General features: G+C 53.7%; 22 protein-coding genes. 4 read left to right on the forward strand and 18 right to left on the reverse strand.

Annotated elements, in window-relative coordinates:
* Positions 1-46: 46 nt before the first annotated feature.
* Positions 47-517 (forward strand): DUF309 domain-containing protein, encoded by a 471-nt coding sequence (locus EVJ24_RS03895; protein WP_131439770.1) that lies wholly within the window; start codon positions 47-49, stop codon positions 515-517.
* A gap of 10 nt (positions 518-527) precedes the next feature.
* Here the strand turns inward: EVJ24_RS03895 and EVJ24_RS03900 are convergent, their stop codons facing one another.
* The 6 genes from EVJ24_RS03900 to xerD form a co-directional block, all read right to left on the reverse strand.
* Complete coding sequence (locus EVJ24_RS03900) at positions 528-884, reverse strand: GCN5 family acetyltransferase (protein WP_131439772.1); 357 nt, start codon at positions 882-884, stop codon at positions 528-530.
* A gap of 89 nt (positions 885-973) precedes the next feature.
* Positions 974-1,414, reverse strand: a complete 441-nt coding sequence (locus EVJ24_RS03905) for a peptidylprolyl isomerase (RefSeq protein WP_035386247.1) — start codon at positions 1,412-1,414, stop codon at positions 974-976.
* 106 nt (positions 1,415-1,520) lie between these two features.
* On the reverse strand, positions 1,521-2,822 hold the full coding sequence (locus tag EVJ24_RS03910; RefSeq protein WP_131439774.1) for a pyrimidine-nucleoside phosphorylase: 1,302 nt from the start codon (positions 2,820-2,822) through the stop codon (positions 1,521-1,523).
* Positions 2,823-2,850: 28 nt separating this feature from the next.
* Entirely contained in the window at positions 2,851-3,660 is an 810-nt protein-coding gene (locus EVJ24_RS03915; protein WP_016509380.1) for a purine-nucleoside phosphorylase, read from the reverse strand.
* A gap of 13 nt (positions 3,661-3,673) precedes the next feature.
* Positions 3,674-4,840 carry a phosphopentomutase gene (gene deoB / locus EVJ24_RS03920; RefSeq protein WP_131439776.1) on the reverse strand — a complete coding sequence of 389 codons (1,167 nt, stop codon included), beginning with the start codon at positions 4,838-4,840 and terminating at the stop codon, positions 3,674-3,676.
* A gap of 21 nt (positions 4,841-4,861) precedes the next feature.
* Complete coding sequence (xerD, locus tag EVJ24_RS03925) at positions 4,862-5,746, reverse strand: site-specific tyrosine recombinase XerD (protein ID WP_131439778.1); 885 nt, start codon at positions 5,744-5,746, stop codon at positions 4,862-4,864.
* A 207-nt stretch (positions 5,747-5,953) separates the two neighbouring features.
* On the opposite strand from xerD, the gene EVJ24_RS03930 reads away from it, so the two are divergent.
* Positions 5,954-6,334: a VOC family protein gene (locus EVJ24_RS03930; protein ID WP_071397665.1), complete on the forward strand. Its 381-nt coding sequence runs from the start codon at positions 5,954-5,956 to the stop codon at positions 6,332-6,334.
* A 55-nt stretch (positions 6,335-6,389) separates the two neighbouring features.
* On the opposite strand, the gene fur is transcribed toward EVJ24_RS03930, so the two are convergent.
* Entirely contained in the window at positions 6,390-6,869 is a 480-nt protein-coding gene (gene fur, locus EVJ24_RS03935) for a ferric iron uptake transcriptional regulator (RefSeq protein WP_016509373.1), read from the reverse strand.
* A 112-nt stretch (positions 6,870-6,981) separates the two neighbouring features.
* The gene (locus EVJ24_RS03940; protein ID WP_071397666.1) at positions 6,982-7,512 is read right to left on the reverse strand and encodes an NUDIX domain-containing protein; all 531 of its coding nucleotides are present in this window, start codon (positions 7,510-7,512) and stop codon (positions 6,982-6,984) included.
* Between the two features lie 77 nt (positions 7,513-7,589).
* Between EVJ24_RS03940 and EVJ24_RS03945 the strand changes: the two genes are divergently transcribed.
* Positions 7,590-8,420: an aldo/keto reductase gene (locus EVJ24_RS03945; protein ID WP_236637547.1), complete on the forward strand. Its 831-nt coding sequence runs from the start codon at positions 7,590-7,592 to the stop codon at positions 8,418-8,420.
* Positions 8,421-8,423: 3 nt separating this feature from the next.
* Here EVJ24_RS03945 and EVJ24_RS03950 read toward each other — a convergent pair whose 3' ends face one another.
* On the reverse strand, positions 8,424-8,963 hold the full coding sequence (locus EVJ24_RS03950; protein ID WP_131439783.1) for a PadR family transcriptional regulator: 540 nt from the start codon (positions 8,961-8,963) through the stop codon (positions 8,424-8,426).
* 126 nt (positions 8,964-9,089) lie between these two features.
* Here EVJ24_RS03950 and EVJ24_RS03955 point away from each other — a divergent pair, with 126 nt between their 5' ends.
* Positions 9,090-9,404 carry a thioredoxin family protein gene (locus tag EVJ24_RS03955; RefSeq protein ID WP_071397668.1) on the forward strand — a complete coding sequence of 105 codons (315 nt, stop codon included), beginning with the start codon at positions 9,090-9,092 and terminating at the stop codon, positions 9,402-9,404.
* A gap of 26 nt (positions 9,405-9,430) precedes the next feature.
* Here EVJ24_RS03955 and EVJ24_RS03960 read toward each other — a convergent pair whose 3' ends face one another.
* The 9 genes from EVJ24_RS03960 to EVJ24_RS04000 all read right to left on the reverse strand — a co-directional run bounded on the left by EVJ24_RS03960 (position 9,431) and on the right by EVJ24_RS04000 (position 17,736).
* Entirely contained in the window at positions 9,431-10,366 is a 936-nt protein-coding gene (locus EVJ24_RS03960; protein WP_131439785.1) for an FAD-dependent oxidoreductase, read from the reverse strand.
* Positions 10,363-10,944, reverse strand: a complete 582-nt coding sequence (locus EVJ24_RS03965) for a CDP-alcohol phosphatidyltransferase family protein (protein WP_070327104.1) — start codon at positions 10,942-10,944, stop codon at positions 10,363-10,365. Before EVJ24_RS03965 ends, EVJ24_RS03960 begins: the two co-directional genes overlap by 4 nt.
* A complete protein-coding gene (locus EVJ24_RS03970; RefSeq protein WP_131439787.1) occupies positions 10,944-11,828 on the reverse strand; it encodes an ABC transporter ATP-binding protein in 885 nt (294 codons plus the stop codon). Before EVJ24_RS03970 ends, EVJ24_RS03965 begins: the two co-directional genes overlap by 1 nt.
* Positions 11,825-12,526, reverse strand: coding sequence for an ABC transporter permease (locus EVJ24_RS03975; RefSeq protein WP_131439789.1), 702 nt, complete (start codon positions 12,524-12,526; stop codon positions 11,825-11,827). Before EVJ24_RS03975 ends, EVJ24_RS03970 begins: the two co-directional genes overlap by 4 nt.
* The gene (locus EVJ24_RS03980; RefSeq protein ID WP_131439791.1) at positions 12,523-13,299 is read right to left on the reverse strand and encodes an ABC transporter permease; all 777 of its coding nucleotides are present in this window, start codon (positions 13,297-13,299) and stop codon (positions 12,523-12,525) included. Before EVJ24_RS03980 ends, EVJ24_RS03975 begins: the two co-directional genes overlap by 4 nt.
* Positions 13,286-14,458, reverse strand: coding sequence for an ABC transporter substrate-binding protein (locus tag EVJ24_RS03985; RefSeq protein WP_131439793.1), 1,173 nt, complete (start codon positions 14,456-14,458; stop codon positions 13,286-13,288). Before EVJ24_RS03985 ends, EVJ24_RS03980 begins: the two co-directional genes overlap by 14 nt.
* Before the next feature lie 19 nt (positions 14,459-14,477).
* Positions 14,478-15,224, reverse strand: coding sequence for an SDR family NAD(P)-dependent oxidoreductase (locus EVJ24_RS03990; RefSeq protein WP_070327099.1), 747 nt, complete (start codon positions 15,222-15,224; stop codon positions 14,478-14,480).
* Positions 15,221-16,198 (reverse strand): MBL fold metallo-hydrolase, encoded by a 978-nt coding sequence (locus EVJ24_RS03995; protein ID WP_236637548.1) that lies wholly within the window; start codon positions 16,196-16,198, stop codon positions 15,221-15,223. The genes EVJ24_RS03990 and EVJ24_RS03995 overlap by 4 nt, the downstream gene beginning before the upstream one ends.
* A gap of 101 nt (positions 16,199-16,299) precedes the next feature.
* Complete coding sequence (locus tag EVJ24_RS04000; protein ID WP_070327910.1) at positions 16,300-17,736, reverse strand: NADP-dependent glyceraldehyde-3-phosphate dehydrogenase; 1,437 nt, start codon at positions 17,734-17,736, stop codon at positions 16,300-16,302.
* Positions 17,737-17,879: the final 143 nt, after the last annotated feature.

The following is a 17,879-nucleotide window of genomic DNA, read 5'->3' on the forward strand; positions in this document are numbered from 1 at the left end:
AGTATAACATGTTTTGTAGTACAGTGACCACGAAAGGAGAAAATTGATGCTTACCCCTTTTTATCAGTATACGTTGCTGTTTGAATGTCATGCCGATTATTTCGAGTGCCACGAGGTGCTCGAAGAGGCGTGGCAGGATGGGAACCGAGAACATCTCGGCTATGCCGTCTTGATCCAGTACGCCGTCGCCCACTACCACTTCCGCCGGGGCAATACGGCCGGGGCCGTCAAGAGCGTCGCTGCATTGAAGCAAAAGCTTCCTTTGGCCGCAAGCGCTCTTGAACCGCTCGGCATCGACATGGAGGCGTTCACACGCGACTTGGAACGTTGGCCGCTCCCGGACACACTCCCGCTAGACGAGGCGACACGCCGACAAATCGACCGGTTGAAACCCACGTTCGAACCGACCTCCCTGACTTTCGACGAGCTCGTCCATAAACATATCCACCGTGACCGCACGCCCGTCGTTGAAGAGCGTCTGCTCGCGCTAGAACAACGACAAAAAGCTAGGCGCTGAGCCTAGCTTTTTATATCGAGACTTGATTCCATTTTTCGAGCAAGTCACTCGTCTTCCCGCGACCGACAAGCGTCAAATCGAACGGTAACAAGTTCCGTGTCTCATCGAGCAGTTCATATGAACGTTTCTCGCCACGGAACGAAGGCGACAAGGCGATATGATGGATGCACATCGTCGTCTCAAGCTGTTCCATCCCGATGATCCCGACGAAGTCTTCTTCGACTTTCCACAAGTAGAGGAACTTCGAAGCATCTTCCTCGTAAGATCGTACGAGTTCGAGAAGGGCGAGCGGAGACTTGTCGCTACATGAAAATGCGAGCAGCCCCATCGCCGTCTTCTCGTGCGATTGTTTATACTTCACCAGCATGGCTGGTCTCACCACCTTTAGTCAGACATGTTTCACGAAGTGAACACGTGAGAGACATGGCTCATTGTGCCATAACGTTTAGGCAGAAATCAATTCTCATCCCAAACTTTGACTTCAGCCATCTTCGTGCCTTGGCGAAGTTTGACCGCGTGCTCAAGACCTGACGTCACTTTACCGAACACAGTATGAACCCCATCAAGGTGCGGTTGTGGCGCATGGACGATGAAGAACTGTGATGAGCCCGTGTTGCGCCCAGCGTGTGCCATCGAAAGCGAGCCGGCTTCATGTTTGTACGGGAACGAAGTCGACGTCTCGCAAGGAATCGTTTTACCTGAACCGCCCATACCTGTTCCGTCTGGGCATCCGCCTTGACTGACGAAGCCTGGGATGACACGGTGGAACGTCAATCCGTCGTAGAAGCCGCGGTTCGCGAGCTCTTCGAAGTTGTCGACCGTGATCGGTGCTGCATCATGGAATAAATCGAATTCAATCATTTCACCGTTCTCTAATTTCATTGATCCTTTTTTCATATGGAAATACCCCTTTATGTTCATATAGTCAATAATCACTCACATTACCCATCTTATCAAAAAAAGACGTCTGTCTCCACTGTTTTGTGGAAACAGACGTTCTGACTTACTGGATGACCGCGTGGACGAGCGGACGTGCCTCTGGTTGAGTGGCGCCGATCGTGTAAGCATGATCCATGCGTTCAAGTGCCGAAGACATGTCTTCGATGTTTGAACGAAGGACCGCGATGACGTCACCCGCCTCGACTTTGTCGCCGACTTTCTTCTCGAGCGTGATACCGGCCGCGAAGTCGATCAAGTCGTCCTTCGTTGCCCGTCCCGCTCCGAGGAGCATCGCTGCGACACCGACCTCGTCCGCGATGATCGATTCGACGTAACCGGCTGTCTTCGCGACGAACGTCGTCTCAAATTTCGCTTGCGGGAATTTAGTCACATCATCGACGAGTGAAGCGTCCCCACCTTGTGCCGCGACGAACTGACGGAATACTTCAAGCGCGTGACCGTCGGCCATCCGGCGTTCAAGATCGGCGTATGCTTCGTCAAACGTCTTATAAAATTCACCGAGGACGGCCATATGACCGGCAATCGTGAGTGCGATCGTTTTCAAGTCTTTGACGTCTTTCCCAGACAATACTTCAATCGCCTCTTTCACTTCGTTCGCGTTCCCGATCTCAAAGCCGAGCGGTTGGTCCATATCAGTGATGACAGCGATCGTCTTGCGACCGACGTTCTTCCCGATGGCAACCATCTCTTCAGCGAGAGCTTTCGCGTCGTCGAACGACTTCATGAACGCACCAGACCCTGTCTTGACGTCAAGGACGATGCTGTCGGCACCGGCAGCGATCTTCTTCGACATGATCGAGCTCGCGATGAGCGGAATCGACTCGACCGTCGCCGTCACATCGCGGAGCGCGTAAAGACGTTTGTCGGCCGGCGTCAAGTTGCCCGTCTGCCCGATGATCGACATCTTGATGTCGTTCACTTGCTTCGTGAACTGAGCTTCTGTCAACTCGACGTTGAACCCTGGGAATGATTCGAGCTTGTCGATCGTCCCACCTGTATGACCGAGCCCGCGCCCGCTCATTTTAGCGACCGGGATACCGATCGAGGCGACGAGTGGGGCGACGATCAAACTGATCTTGTCACCGACGCCACCCGTTGAGTGCTTATCGACTTTTTTTCCTTTAATTTTAGAAAGGTCGATGACGTCACCTGACTTGACCATTTCCATCGTCAACGCTGCCGTCTCTTTCTCGGTCATGCCATTGAAATAAATCGCCATCGACAAAGCAGACATTTGATAGTCTGGAATCGTCTCATTCGTGAAGCCTTCCACGACGTAGCGGATCTCCTGTTCGTTTAATTCTCCACCGTTACGTTTTTTCAAAATCAAGTCGACCATACGCATAAGTTTCGTCCTCCTAGAATTGTTTTAGTTACATGCTTTTAATCGTGCCACGTACGAGTGAAAGGAAGTCTTGACGGACGCGCTCTGTCGTCTCGATGACTTCTTCGTGGTTGAGCGGTTGGTCAAGGATACCTGCGGCCATGTTCGAGACGCATGAAATTCCGAGGACACGCATGTCTGAGTGACGAGCCACGATGACTTCTGGTACGGTCGACATGCCGACGACGTCGCCGCCGAGCAGACGGGCCATCTTGACTTCGGCCGGTGTCTCGTATGTCGGACCGGTGTTCCCGAAGTAGACGCCTTTTTGAATCTTGAGACCGAGGTCTGACGCGACCCGCTCTGTCAACGCGACGAGTTGTTTGTCGTACGCCTCTGACATATCCGGGAAGCGTGTCCCGAAGTCGCTCGCGTTCTTGCCGATGAGCGGGCTCGTGCCGAAGAAATTGATATGGTCCGTGATGACCATCAAGTCGCCTGGGTTGAACGCCTCGTTGCAAGCACCAGCGGCGTTCGTGACGATGAGCGTCTCGACACCGATCAATTTGAGGACACGGACTGGGAACGTGACTTGTTCCATCGAATATCCTTCATAGAAATGGAACCGTCCTTGCATCGCAACGACACGTTTCCCTTCAAGGTCACCAAAGACGAGCTGTCCGGCATGACCTTCGACTGTCGAGACCGGGAAGTGCGGAATATCTTCGTAAGGAATCGCGACCGGATTCTCGATTTCGTCGGCGAGCACGCCAAGACCTGATCCGAGAATGAGTCCGATTTCTGGTGTTCCGTTCATGCGTTCCTGTAAAAATGCTTTTGTTTCGTTCCAATTTACCATGTGTAGTGCCTCCTCAAATTTCGTTTAAGAAACTGTTTCCGATTGCTGGTGCGTCGACGTCAAAGTTATCCGCCACCGTGGCGCCGATATCTGCGAACGTAGCGCGAACGCCGAGGTCGACCGCAGTCGAACCGTGGTGATGAACGATGAGCGGGACATATTCCCGCGTATGGTCCGTCCCTGGTGCCGTCGGATCGTTACCGTGGTCGGCCGTGATGATCAGCAAGTCGTCTTCACGCAAGCGAGCAAACACTTCAGGAAGACGGGCGTCATACTCTTCGAGCGCGACCGCATATCCTTCCGGATCCCGGCGATGGCCGAACAATGCGTCAAAGTCGACGAGGTTCAAGAAGCAGAGCCCTTCGAACTCCTCATCAAGCGAAGCGACGAGTTTGTCCATCCCGTCCATGTTTGACTTCGTACGGACCGCTTTCGTCACGCCTTCTCCGTCATAGATATCACTGATCTTCCCGAGGGCAATCACGTCTTTTCCAGCTGTTTCGAGCGTGTTCATGACCGTCTTGCCGAACGGTTTGAGCGCATAGTCGTGACGGTTTGACGTCCGGACCCAAGCACCAGGCGTTCCGAGGAACGGCCGGGCGATGATCCGTCCGAGCATGTACGGATCTTCGCGCGTGATGTCGCGCGCGTATTCGCAGATGCGGTACAGTTCTTCGAGCGGGACGACTTCTTCGTGGGCTGCGATTTGTAGCACCGAGTCGGCCGACGTATAGACGATCAACGCGCCTGTCGCGACATGCTCTTCACCAAGCTCGTCTAAAATTTCCGTTCCTGACGCCGGCTTGTTGCCGATGATGTCGCGTCCACTGAACTCTTTAAGCCGGTTGATCAAATCGTCCGGGAATTCCTCGAACACACGGAACGGCGTATCGATATGGAGACCCATGATTTCCCAATGACCAGTCATCGTATCTTTCCCGGCCGAAATTTCTTCCATCCGCCCGAACGCGCTCGGCGCGCTTGACGGTTCGATGCCTTCGATCGGTTTAATGTTCGCTAACCCGAGCTTGCCCATGTTCGGCATGTTCAAGCCGCCATGCTCACGAGCGATATGACCTAACGTGTCTGAACCGACGTCTCCGAACTGGTCGGCATCTGGGGCTTCCCCGATCCCGACTGAGTCCATGACGACTAAGAATATACGTTTAAATTTCTTCACAAAAGTTCCTCCTTTAAGTGTCTAGGCCCGCGGGTGATGCTTACGGTACACATCGTGGAGCCGCGCCTTGTTGACATGTGTGTAGATTTGAGTGGTGGAGAGATCGGCATGGCCGAGCATTTGCTGGATGGCGCGCAGATCGGCACCATTCTCGAGCAAGTGCGTTGCGAACGAGTGACGCAACACGTGCGGTGTGATCTCTTTCGCGATACCGGCGTCTTTCGCCCGTCGCTTGATGATTTTCCAAAAGCCTTGGCGGCTAAGCCGACCGCCACGTCCGTTCAAGAACAACGCCTCGGTCTCCCGACCACCGAGGCCGTTTCGCGCTTGCTGGATGTAACGTTCGACAAAATTTTGGGCGACCGACGACACCGGAATGATCCGGGCGCTCTCGCCTTTGCCTTCACACTGTAAATACCCCAGTTCAAACTGTAAATCATCCAAATCAAGACCGAGAAGTTCGCTGACGCGCATGCCTGTCCCGTAGAGCAGTTCGAGCATGGCACGATCCCGAAGCGCGAGCGGGTCGTTCGTCGGGACGCTATCGAGCAAGCGCTCGACTTCGTCTTGCGACCACGTGTCCGGCAGATGCCGCTCCGCTTTCGGCGTCTCTAAATAAAGTGCCGGATCGGTCGAGGCGCCGCCGCTCATCTTCAGATGGTGATGAAACGTGCGAATCGAACTGACGGCTCGCCGCAGTGACGAGGCGGCCCGACCCGCTTGCGACAGTTCCTCTAAATGCTTGACGATATGTGAGCGCGTGACTTCATTCCACTCGGTCACCCCAAGTTGGGTTAGTGTCGATAAGTACTGGGTCAAATCGCTCGCATAGGCTTGTCTCGTGTTGGTGGACATTCTTTTTTCAACCGTCATATATTGTAAAAACGACTCGACTTGCGAACGCATGACATCCCCCTCCTTCCTCGCTACACCTGAATACGCTTACATCATATCACTTATGTAAACCGTTGTGAAGACGTCTGACCTCATTTTTTTGTAAGTTTTTTTGACAGTTTTTTGTCATCGATTTCACGCCCGTTTTCTCCAGGAAATCGACTGACAATCCCACTGTATTACTGGTAAGATTAACGTAGTTGAAAAGGAGTGATGACGATGAACATCGAGCATGTTGCCGTATGGGTCCACGACCTCGAACGGATGCGTCGCTTTTACGAGACATACTTTGGTGCCAGCGCCAACGACAAATATACGAACCGGCACAAACAGTTCGCATCGTATTTTTTAACGTTTCCGGAATCAGCGTGCCGCCTCGAGCTGATGTCACGGTCGGACATCCAAGGCGAAGCGATGCCGACACTCGGCTGGGCGCATGTCGCCTTCGCGCTAGGCAGCGCCGAGGCCGTCGACGAATTGACGGCGCGCTTGCAGGCTGATGGCTATGAACTCGTCGATGGACCGCGTCTGACCGGGGACGGCTATTATGAGAGCGTCGTCCACGATCCAGAACGAAACAAAATTGAACTGACGATTTGACGGCACGATGAACATAAAGGAGGACAAGCCGAGCGGCTTGTCCTCCTTTGTTTCGTCAACCGTTAATGACGGCTTTATGCCCTTCGAGCGTGACGCCTTTCGCTTGGCACACTTTACAGATGCCATGGAACGTCAAACGATGGTCTTTGATTAAAAATTCATACTTGCTCTCGACTTTCTTCTCGACGTCGACGAGCAGGTCTTCCATGATCTCTTCGACTGATCCGCACTCGACACAGACGAGGTGATGGTGCGAATGGTTCGCCCCTTCTGGTCTGAGATCGAACCGGGCGACACCGTCACCGAAGTTGACTTTGTCGACGACGCCGAGCTCGGTCAACAGTTCGAGTGTCCGGTAAACGGTCGCGAGACCGATTTCGGGTGCGATGCTCTTGACGAGCATGAACACGTTCTCTGCACTTAGATGGTCTGTCTCATTCTCAAGCAAGATACGGACCGTTGATTCTCGTTGCGGTGTCAATTTATATCCTTTGGCGCTCAATTGCTGTTTGATCCGTTCAATTCGCGTTTCCATAAGGCGCCCCCTCTTTACATAATTCACTATTCAAAGCATACCGAAGTTCCGTCGTTTTTTCAAATTAAAATCATTACTATGTAAGTCTATCACAACCCACTACAGATTAGAATTATTTCAATTTAGATAATTGCCACCATTGAATCGCCATGATCGTCTTGGCATCGGTGATCCGGCCACTCGCTAAAAGTTCGCCCGCTTCTTCGAACGTATAACGTTCGACTTGTAAAAATTCGTCCTCGTCTAGGTTCATCGCTCCCGCCGTCAAACCTTTGGCGACGAACACGTCAACGCGCTCACTACAAAATCCAGGTGCCCCGTAAAACGAGAACATCTTTTCAAGCGACTCGGCTTTATAACCGGTCTCTTCCTCGAGTTCACGCTTCGCACTCGCGAGCGGCTCTTCTCCGATTTCAAGTTTCCCGGCCGGAATCTCGAGTGACATCGATTCGAACGCTTTCCGGTATTGCTCGACGAGAACAATCTTGTCGTCCTCATCGATCAACAATATCGCGACGGCCCCATTATGATACACAAGCTCTCGGACCGACGTTCCTCCGTTCGGGAGCGCGACGACATGTTTCTCGACATCGAAAATCTTCCCTTGATAGATGACTTCCCGTTCAATCGTTTTCTCTTCCATGGTTATGTACTCCTCACGTTTTCTTATATACTGTAATTATGAGTCAAATCAATGGACGGAACAAGGAGGAATTATCGATGGCAGAACTTGGACTAGGAACGATGTCGATTTTAAAACAAGGTGACGATGAGGGCCGACGGATTCTCGAGGCGGCTCACGCGTCAGGGATCCGTCATTTTGACACGGCTGACGTCTATGACCGTCACGACGTCGAACGGCTCGTCGGTGAGACGTTTGCCGGTCGGCGGGACGATTTGTTTTTGACGAGCAAAGGCGGGAATGAATGGACCGAGGACGGAATGCGCTGGAACCCAGCCCCTTCCTATTTAGAACAGGCGCTTCACGGTTCTCTCGAACGACTACAGACGGATTACTTAGACTTATATTACGTACATGGTGGAACGATGGAAGACGACCTTGACGCGACGATCGATTTCATGCGCCGACAAAAGCAGGCCGGGGTCATCCGTCAAATCGGGCTCTCCTCGATTCGCCCGAACGTGATCCGCTACTGGCTTGAGCACGGGGAGCTCGATGTCTTGATGACACCGTACTCACTGCTCGACCGCCGCATCGAATCACTCGGGCAAGACGTTCCGCTCGTCGGTCGAGGACCGCTCGCTAAAGGGCTGTTGACCGATGAATGGTCCGAGCGCTTGAGCGCTAAGGGCTTCGAGTCGTGGAGCGAACCCGAGTTACGCAACCTCCTGTCGACGTTGCCACACCCGATTCAAGCGTATGCGCTCGCTGCCGCGAAACGGACGTGCGCCGTCGTCTTGCCTGGCGCTTCTTCTGTTGAGCAGTTGCAGCAGACGATTGACGCGTATCATGACGACATCAATGAGCGTGCACTCGATAAACTACTGGCTCGTCTACCGATTCATCCGTATACAAAACATACGACCTGAACGTCAGGTCGTATGTGTATCGCGCTGTTTCATTTGTTCGATCGCCCAATCGGCCCAATCGGCATAGTTTTCCATCATGCGGATCGCATATTCACTCGTCAATAAGTACCCGAGCGTGTCCGCTTCCGATTGATGGGCTGCTTGGAACGCACGAATTTGATGTGCGACTTGTTCATGATGCGTTTTCGTCTCCTCGACGTAACGGATCGCCTCGTCGAGCGGGAGCAGTTGCAGCAGGCTGACGCGCAGCAGGTTCTCATCTTTCATCTTCGGCTGAAACGACGTCGGTTGTCTGAGCCAGTCAATCAACTCTTGACGTCCCGTCGCTGTGATCGAATAGATCTTCTTATCGGGAAGATCATGTTGGGTCACATGCTCTGACGAAACGAGGTGCTCGTCTTCCATCTTTAACAGTTCCCGATAAATCTGTGTATGATGGGCGTGCCAAAAGTGGATCATTTGCGCTTTGAACGTCGCGTTCAAGGCGTAGCCGGTCGCAGGCTGATGGGTCAACAACCCGAGTAGTGCATGACGTAACGCCATAACCATCACCATTCCCTTGCAGTTCAGTTTTTTTAAGTGTAGCACAATCTCTTGTAAGTCCGAGAATGTCAATCGGTTGACGGGCGCACCGAAGACACAGACAATGAGAGAAAGGAGTGATCAATCATGAAACCAATACAATCTGAACAACAATTCCAAACTGCCATTCAAGATAAAGGAATGGTCATCTTCACGACGTCTTGGTGCCCGGACTGCCGCCGCCTCGACATGTACGTCGACGAACTCGTCAAAGACTACCCGCAATTCAACTGGTACGTCGTCGATCGCGACGAACTGCCTGAACTGTCTGACACGCAGGAAGTCCGTGGCATCCCGTCACTGCTCTTCTATAAAGAAGGCGTCAAACAAGAACACCTTCATTCGGCGCATGCGAAGACGGAAATGCAAATTCGGTCGTTCCTCGACACGTTGAACGCCTAATCAAAAGACGACCGCGGTCGTCTTTTTTAGTGCGTGAATTTCTGCATGTAGCGCCTGTCGATTTGACGCTTGATCCAATACGAACACCGGCCGTGCCACGTCAAGCGCCCAAACGTGAGTAAGGCGTGTCCCGGGGTCGTCAATAAAATATTGAGCGACGTCCGCTGTTTATATGGCTTTTGGTCACCGAGGAGCGCCGACGCGACGTGACGGCCCGATCGGACCGCGTCGACGCCTCCGTTCAAGCCCATTGCCATATCCCCGGTGATGTAAATATCTTGATACGTCGCGTGACGCAAATAAGCGTCGGTCGGAATAAACGACCCCTCCTCGGCAAGGCCTGAGCGGTGCCACCACTCGACCGGCACGACTCCAGTCGCGTCAAGGACAAGACCGTCTGGCGCGTCCCCACCCTCATACTGTTGCGCGATCAGCGTCACCCCGCTTGCAACGAGACGACGGGCAATATGACGGCCGACCCGGTTCGGCAAGTCGGGCAAAATCTGCTTCGCATAGAGCGTGACGTGTTGCTTCGACCTCACGCAAGCGAAAGCGAGCTCGACGCCAGCTTTGCCCCCTCCGACGATTGTGACCGCACGGCTCGCTTGAATGTGTTCGATTGCTACGTCTGTCATCGGTTTCAAGCCCGTTCCGATCCCTCGGCTCTTCGCACCTGTCGCGAGCACGAGATGATCGTAAGCGATCATACCTTGATCGGTCTCGATGATTCGTTTGACCGGGTCGAGCGAGATGAGTCTGCTCGCGACCGGTGTGACGTCCGGTCGCAAGTTGACGACTGCCGAAGCCATCTCATTTGCGATCACTTGGGGGAACGCCCCGGTATAAATCGTTTCCTCAAGTCCGACATAACTGACCTCGTACCGTTCACGCAACTGTTCGATCCGCCCTAAAATTTCGAGTTGCCCGTGACCGAGCCCGACTAGGACGAGCCGCGGCTTCATCGTAAAATCCGCCGTGCTTCCAACAGGCGCTGGCTGATCGTGAACACTTCAAGGATGAGGAACAGCGTCGCGACGACCCCGATCCACGACGGGAACAAAATCATGAGCGTGAACAAGATGAAGCACTCCGTCCGTTCAAGGAGACCTGGTTGATAATAAAATGATTTCTCAGAACGTTTTGAACTGCTGGCTCCGACGGCGAGAAACAGCGTCATCGCAACGACGAAGGATCCGAGCAAGAAGAGAAAGACCGGCATGTGCTCAGGATAACGAAGCGCCAGCGCGACGACGACCGAGATCTCGACGATGCGATCGAAGACGAGGTCGAGCACTGTGCCAAACCCCGTCTTCCGAGAGCGGCGCGCCATCGTCCCGTCAATGACATCGAGAAGACCCGATAACCAAAGCAGGGCGACCGCTGTCCAAAGCATGTCATTATAAATAAAGAACCCGACCGAGATCCCGATGATCCCTCCAAGGATTGTCACTTCGTTCGGTGTGAAATTCCATTTTAGAAGCCGATCGGCCCCTCGTTCAACGATGGGACGAACCCAGCGGCTTCCGTACGTGTCTAGCATCAAACCACTCCTTTTTTCTTCCGCAAATAGTAGGTCTCCCCGACCTGAAACGATTCATCCCGGGGGAGAATGACGTACGTACCGGTCGCGAGGCGATACTCGCCTAGGCGATTGCCGAAGCGATTCAACTGTCGGACGAGTACGACCGGTTCGCCTGCTTGTTTAGTCACTTCCATCATCGTCGCCGGATAAGACGAACCTGAAAGCTCGATAAAGTCTCCAAACGCCGGCTCAGTCTCGTAAAGTTCGCCTGGCGTCCCCGTCACTAGGACTTCTCCGTCCTCGAGCAACGTCACCCGATCGGCGACGAGCATCGCTTCTTCCCGGTCGTGGGTCACGAGCAACGCCGTCAACTCGAGTTGTTGGACGAGGTCCCGGATCAGCCGCTGCAACTCGTACTTCAAATCCGGATCGAGATTCGTGAACGGCTCATCTAATAAAATGAGCCGCGGCTCGGCCGCAAGGGCACGGGCAAAACTGACACGCTGTTGCTCGCCTCCGGAAAGTTCGTGGATGTCATCGTCATATCGGCCCGGAAGGCGGACACTGGCAAGCCATGCCTCCGCCTGCTCCCGCGACCGATTTTGAGTCGCGAGCGTCACGTTCTCCCCGACCGACAGATGCGGGAACAGAAGCGGTGATTGTGACAGCATCGTGATGCGCCGCTTGTGAGGAGGCGTCCCGAGGAGCGGCTCTCCGTCCCACGTCACCGTCCCCGTGTCTGCCGTCTCAAGTCCAGCGATAATCCGTAGCAACGTCGACTTCCCGGATCCGCTCACCCCGACAAGCGCATGGATCTCTTTCTTGTCAACGATCAGGTCGACCCCGTTCAATACGTCGCGTTGTTTAAAGTTCTTTTGTATTCCTGTAACGACTAAACTCATCTTAACCGCTCCTTCATAATTCGTACCGATACGCGGAACAGTCCTCCGAGACCGATATACAACAAGACCGGTAACAAGATGAGGACCCACGTGTTTTGTAGTGCCAATGAAACGTCATTTCCTGCATACGATTGATACAGTTGTGTCGTGACGGTCGGGATGAGCCCTGCGCCGATCAATTGCACGAGCACGAACTGACCGAGAACGATGACCGTCGAGAACAAGACGATCGTCCGCATCGTCGCCGCCAACAAAGGAAACAGCACCATGCTAAATCGAGGCAGCGGCGGCAGTGTCATCGTCTGCTCAAGGAGCGGGCGTCCGATCACATACATCGCATTGTAGGCGAGCCGGATCGAGTACGGGAGCGTCGAGACGAGCAAGACGAGCAAGACACCGGCATACGTCCCGACGAGCCCGACGTTCGCGAGCACGATGTACATACCGAACATACTTGCCATGACCGGAATGAACAACGGGATAAAGACGAGCCACTCGACGAGTGTCCGCCATCTCGACTCTGTAAAAATCAGCCACCACGCTGTCCCGAGACCGAGCCAGACATTGATGACGGCCAAACTGATGACGTAGAACACCGTGTTCATGAGCACTTCATCCAATCGGATCGGAGAAGGCCAACCGAAGAGTAAGCCGAGAAACGGGAACAAGATGAAACAGATGATAAGGACCCGACTCATCGCCTCACCCCTTTTTCAATCCGGCGTCTTCGTTTGGCCGTAACGAGATACGATACAAAAGCCCCGACCGAGATCAATAGTGTCCAAACGAGTGCGACCGCGTAGGATTCATTCGCGTTTAAAAACAACCCTGTCGTCAGCCGTTCGTATGCGAGCACCCCGAGCAGCTCCGGGAATGTGACCCCGAGCAGGGCCGGTACCTCGTAAGCGAACGAGATGAACGCCACTAAAATCCAAAACGAGTCCAGGAGCGGCTTCAGTAAAAACGGCCACTCCGCGACTTTGAACTGCTCGAACCGTGTAAGTTGGAGCGTCTTCGCCATATCAAGATAGCCGCGATTCAGTTGCCCGTATGTGCCGAGCATCATCAAAAAGACGAACGGCACTTCTTTCCACACATACGTCAATATGACGACAAAGTGATGGCGCTCGTTCGCTTCCACAAGCCCGTAAAACGGAAAACCGCCCGAGAACAACAACAAAAATAAATACGCACCTGCGACATGCGGCACGAACATCGGCAATTTGAGCAGCGCTGAAAGCCAAACCACCTCTCGAATCCGGACCGTTCGTGCCAACCACGTCCCGATGAGTAGCGAAATCGTCGTCGAGACGAGCGTCACGTAAAGCGTGACGGCTAAACTCGCCCGCCACGCCGCGTCGCGCCAAAGTGACGTCCATTCGAATGAAGCGGTCTCACCGGCTAGAAATACAAGACCGGCGAGCGGTAGCAACAAGACGATGACGCTCAAGCCGACGCTACCTCGCGACACGAGACCATCCCTCACGAACTTGATCGATCACGCTCGGCCCGAAGTCGGCAATCGAACGTTCGGCAAGTTGTTCAGGGTCTGGATACGTGACGCCCGTGTCCAGTTTGAGGAAGGCTTCCCGGTCCGCTCGTTCAAGCTTCGTCAAATCGAGCGACGTCCCGTCTCCCCAATACGTCGCATCTTGTTTGGCGAGTTGAGCTTCCGGTGACAACAATTCATTGATCACGACGAGGGCACCGTTCGGATTGCTTGCGTTGAACGGGACCGCGAGAAAATGCGTCGAGGCGATTGAATGATCGAGGACGAGGGCACGCGTCCCGTCTGGAAACACGCCGTCGTTTCGCTCGGCCTCAGCACGACGCTCATTGAATCCCATCGTCATCCACACGTCACCTTTCGCATAAAGTTGGTCGAGTTGGGCGAGTGACTTCGGATACGTCGCCCCTTGTTTCCACAGATTCGGTGACCACGTCGCGAGTTCATCCCAAAATGCATCCGGGATCGTTTGATCGCTTCGGATCGTTTCCCCGTACTCGGCATAGAGCAGATGGCGGACGAACGCGTTACCGGTGAAGTCTGTCACTTCAGGATACGTGAAACGGCCCGGATTTGCTTCGGTCCAACGATGTAGTTCTTCGAACGTCGCCGGAGGATTCGTCACTTTGTCGGCATCATAGTGCAGCACAAACTGAACGTTGCCCCACGCCACCTCGAGTCCGTCGGTCGGCGTCCCGGCGTCGGTCGCTTGCGCGGTCTCGTTCAAAAGTGCTGAGTTCGGGATTTTATCGAGCAGGTCGCCTTGAAGAAGCTCCGCCTCGGCCGCGTTTCTAAAATTATCACCATTGATCCACATGAGATCGATCGTGCCCGCCTCTCGGTTCGAACGTTTATCGAGTGACAGTTGGCGAATGAATTCGGCCGTGTCCATCGGGACGCGATTTAACTCGATATCGTATGTTTCTTTCAGGCGCGGTGCGACGTAGTCATCGATGTAACGGTTGATGCCGTCGTCCCCACCCCACAAGTAAAAGTTGACCGTCGTTTGCTCAGCCTCTTGAACCGCCTCGTCAAACGTCGGGGCCAAGTCTGCTCCCATCGTCCCGCAGGCGCTGAGGAAAACAAGCGCAAACAGCAGCCCAAATTGTCGTATTCGTCGCATCGTACTTCCCCTCTCTCTACTACTTTTTGTCAAATCCCCGTTTTGCCAACCGTTCGAACCAAATCGGGCACATTGCGTACAGTTTTCCGCCTAAGTCCATCCACCACGGGGCGTTGACTTCACGTTTCGACTGTTCAAACGCTGAGACGACCCGCTGTGCCAACTGATCTGGGTCGAGCATGATACGACGCACACTCTGTTCATAGCGCCCCGTCTTATCAGCACGATCAAAGAACGGCGTGTTGATCGGACCAGGATTGACCGTCAGTACATGGACACCTGCCGGCTTCAGCTCGAGCCGGAGCGCGTTTGAAAACTGGAGCAACGCCGCTTTCGATCCGGCATACACGGCCGACTTCGGGGTCGGCACTTTGGCAGCTTGCGAGCAGACGTTTATGATCGTCCCGCCTCGCTTCATCCGGCGCCCACAGTCACGCGACATCACCATCGGCGCGATCGCGTTCAAGCGCATCGTCTCTTCGATGACGTCCGTCGTTTGATCAACGACCCGGTCAAACTCACCGACGCCGGCGTTGTTGACCCAACCGTCGATCGGTCCATATTTCCGTACGACATCGTCGACGAGCGTCTCATAACTTGTCAAAACATCCGCGACCATCCAGTCTGCAGATAGTTTCGTCCCGAGCTCTCGAAGGCGCGTCTCGTTTCTGGCAATTAACGTCAGCTTATAGCCCGCTGCCGAAAAAGAATGCGCCAAAGCGGCACCAAAGCCGCTCGACGCACCCGTGATCACAATATGTCTCATTCCATTGCTTCCTCCACTCTCACATAAATCCATTTGCCATCGGCTAACTGCTTGACGACATGACCGCGCTCCTCGAGCAATGTCAACCGCGCGAACACTTCGCTGAAGACAAGCGGCATCGCCCGGCGCATCTTCCGCCCGTACAGCCGCATCGACCAATCGAACACACTCAAGCCGTCGGCCCAGTCGTTCAGCAGCTGTTCGCTCCGTTCATAGCGTTGACTGATCCTTGATTCGATGAGTACCCGCGGATGCTGAATCGGATTGCCGTGTCCGCTCACGACGAGCTTAATATCAAGCTCCTGTAGCTTTCTAAGCGAGTCGAGATACAGTAAGACCGGTGACGCAAACCCTTCGTCCTCATACGGTTGTTCGATCAACGGATTCGGTTCGACCGCATCGATCAAATGATCACCGGCGATCAAGACGCCGCCCGGTCCGAGAAGTCCGAGTTGATCGCTCGCGTGTCCCGGCAGATGAATCGTCTTCCATGCCCCGTCGCTCGTCACGTCTTGTCCTTCTTCGAACGTCATCGTGACGGTCGTCGGACCGATCCAACGCAGCGCCTCCCGATAGTCCGGTAACTTGGTGATGATCGACTCCGGTGCCCCAAACCAATGAGCCAGTTCATATAAGAAGTGATTGCCTTTTTTAATAAAGTTCGGTGTCTGTTCCAAATAACGAACGAGCTTCTCGTGACCATAGACTGGAATCGAGGCATCGCGTAGCCGCCAAGCTTGACCGGCATGGTCGGCATGATGGTGCGTTAAAAATAGAAAATCGATATCCGCTAGCGTCAGTTCGAGTTCAGCCAATTCACCGTTCAAGGACGCCCATGCCTCTTCCGTATCCGGGCCACAGTCGACCATGAAAAACCGGCCCCCATGCTCTACAATGTATACGTTCACGTTACCGACCTCAAACGGTGTCGGAATATCGAGTCTTGCCAGTTGGCTTGAAATCCAGTTCGCCACGTCCACACAACCCCTTCCACCTATCTTCATTCATTATACCTGTCAGAAAGAAGGGATTTCAATGGCACAAAAAAAGGAGGGGATTTCTCCCCTCCAATCGTTTATAAGTTAATGACGGTCACTTTATCGCGTGTCATCGTTTCAAGACTGCGTCCAATCCCTTGGACACCGAGACCTGATTGTTTCACACCGATGAACGGGAAGTGGTCAGGACCGCGTTCCGTTCGACCGTTGACTTGGACCGTACCGACTTCAAGCTTGTCGGCGACCGTGAACGCACTGTTCACATTTTGCGTGAACACGCTCGCTTGAAGACCGAACTCTGACTCGTTCGTCAGTTCGATCATCTCGTCGAGCGAGCTGACACGGATGATCGGAAGAACAGGTCCGAACGGCTCTTCCCAAGCGACACGCATCTCACGCGTGACGTGATCGAGCAGCGTCGGGTGGAGCAGGTTGCCGTCACGTTCGTTACCGTGGACGACCGTCGCACGCTTGTTGACGGCGTCGTCAATCAAGCCTTGAACGTAGTCAGCCGACTTTTTGTCGATGAGCGGGACGATGAAGCTGTTGTCGACTGGCGAACCAACCGTGAGCTTCTCGACACGCTGTTTCAACATGGCGACGAGTTCGTCTGCTTGATCTTCGAGAACGAAGACGCGTTTGATCGCCGTGCAACGTTGACCCGAGTATGAGAACGCACCGCTGACGATTTGATCCGCCGCAAGCGTCATGTCCGCGTCTTCTAAGACGAGCGCCGGGTCTTTGCCGCCGAGCTCTAAGACGACCGGGACCATCGATGCCTGTTGTGACAAATGTTGACCGGTTCCTGTACCGCCTGTGAATGTGATCATGTCGACACCTGGGTGCGACGTCAAGTAGTCGCCGATGACCGAACCGCGACCCGTCACGAGGTTCAACAATCCGCTCGGAAGACCGGCGTCTTGCAGTGCCTCGACCATTTTGACGCCACTGATCGCACCTTGTGTCGCCGGTTTAAAGACGACCGCGTTCCCTGTAATAAGGGCCGGGGCGATTTTAGCAGCGGCTAAGTTGACCGGATAGTTGAATGGTGAGATCGCGAGAACGACACCGAGTGCCTCTTTTTTGATGATCGCCATTTTATTCTTTGATCCGCCCGGGAACGAATCGCCTTGCATGAATCCACCTGTGAAACGAAGTCCTTCCTCAGCCGTATAACGAATAATCTCAGCTGTGCGGACGACTTCTTTCTTCGCGTCGCTCAAGTTCTTCCCGACTTCGCGCATGATGATTTGACCGATCTCATCGACGCGTTCTTCGAGTTTGTCCGCCCATGCGTACAACAGCTCGGCGCGCTTGTTGACCGGAAGCGCCGCCCACTCTTGTTGTGCACGTTTAGCACCGTGAATCGCCTCGTCGACTTCGTCGCGCGACATCGCTTGGACGTGTCCGACGATTTCTTCTGTATAAGGTGAAACGAGTTCGATCGTCTCATTTGTTGTTGATTCTTGCCATTGCCCGTTAATTAAATATGGATACGTGTTCATACTCATAATCTCTATCTGCCTCCTGAGTAAGCTGTGATATCTCGTTGCCACCCTCATTGTATGCAAAATCAATTCCGTTGAACAACTATAAAGATTCAGTTTATGTAATGTAAACGGTTACTCCATGACTTTTCGTGATTTTTGACCTGACT

This window comes from Exiguobacterium sp. SH1S21, from assembly GCF_004337175.1.
In the GTDB taxonomy this organism is placed as follows: domain Bacteria; phylum Bacillota; class Bacilli; order Exiguobacteriales; family Exiguobacteriaceae; genus Exiguobacterium; species Exiguobacterium aurantiacum_A.

What these genes read in the sequence shown, in the direction of transcription:
- EVJ24_RS03955 (WP_071397668.1), top strand. Translation starts at nt 9,090, where the DNA reads ATGAAACCAATACAATCTGAACAACAATTCCAAACTGCCATTCAAGAT.
- EVJ24_RS03940 (WP_071397666.1), bottom strand. Translation starts at nt 7,512, where the DNA reads ATGGAAGAGAAAACGATTGAACGGGAAGTCATCTATCAAGGGAAGATT.
- EVJ24_RS03985 (WP_131439793.1), bottom strand. Translation starts at nt 14,458, where the DNA reads ATGCGACGAATACGACAATTTGGGCTGCTGTTTGCGCTTGTTTTCCTC.
- EVJ24_RS03990 (WP_070327099.1), bottom strand. Translation starts at nt 15,224, where the DNA reads ATGAGACATATTGTGATCACGGGTGCGTCGAGCGGCTTTGGTGCCGCT.
- EVJ24_RS03905 (WP_035386247.1), bottom strand. Translation starts at nt 1,414, where the DNA reads ATGAAAAAAGGATCAATGAAATTAGAGAACGGTGAAATGATTGAATTC.
- xerD (WP_131439778.1), bottom strand. Translation starts at nt 5,746, where the DNA reads ATGCGTTCGCAAGTCGAGTCGTTTTTACAATATATGACGGTTGAAAAA.
- EVJ24_RS03950 (WP_131439783.1), bottom strand. Translation starts at nt 8,963, where the DNA reads ATGGCGTTACGTCATGCACTACTCGGGTTGTTGACCCATCAGCCTGCG.
- EVJ24_RS03975 (WP_131439789.1), bottom strand. Translation starts at nt 12,526, where the DNA reads ATGAGTCGGGTCCTTATCATCTGTTTCATCTTGTTCCCGTTTCTCGGC.
- EVJ24_RS03965 (WP_070327104.1), bottom strand. Translation starts at nt 10,944, where the DNA reads ATGCTAGACACGTACGGAAGCCGCTGGGTTCGTCCCATCGTTGAACGA.
- EVJ24_RS03960 (WP_131439785.1), bottom strand. Translation starts at nt 10,366, where the DNA reads ATGAAGCCGCGGCTCGTCCTAGTCGGGCTCGGTCACGGGCAACTCGAA.
- fur (WP_016509373.1), bottom strand. Translation starts at nt 6,869, where the DNA reads ATGGAAACGCGAATTGAACGGATCAAACAGCAATTGAGCGCCAAAGGA.
- EVJ24_RS03915 (WP_016509380.1), bottom strand. Translation starts at nt 3,660, where the DNA reads ATGGTAAATTGGAACGAAACAAAAGCATTTTTACAGGAACGCATGAAC.
- EVJ24_RS03970 (WP_131439787.1), bottom strand. Translation starts at nt 11,828, where the DNA reads ATGAGTTTAGTCGTTACAGGAATACAAAAGAACTTTAAACAACGCGAC.
- EVJ24_RS03930 (WP_071397665.1), top strand. Translation starts at nt 5,954, where the DNA reads ATGAACATCGAGCATGTTGCCGTATGGGTCCACGACCTCGAACGGATG.
- EVJ24_RS03945 (WP_236637547.1), top strand. Translation starts at nt 7,590, where the DNA reads ATGGCAGAACTTGGACTAGGAACGATGTCGATTTTAAAACAAGGTGAC.
- EVJ24_RS03900 (WP_131439772.1), bottom strand. Translation starts at nt 884, where the DNA reads ATGCTGGTGAAGTATAAACAATCGCACGAGAAGACGGCGATGGGGCTG.
- EVJ24_RS03910 (WP_131439774.1), bottom strand. Translation starts at nt 2,822, where the DNA reads ATGCGTATGGTCGACTTGATTTTGAAAAAACGTAACGGTGGAGAATTA.
- EVJ24_RS03895 (WP_131439770.1), top strand. Translation starts at nt 47, where the DNA reads ATGCTTACCCCTTTTTATCAGTATACGTTGCTGTTTGAATGTCATGCC.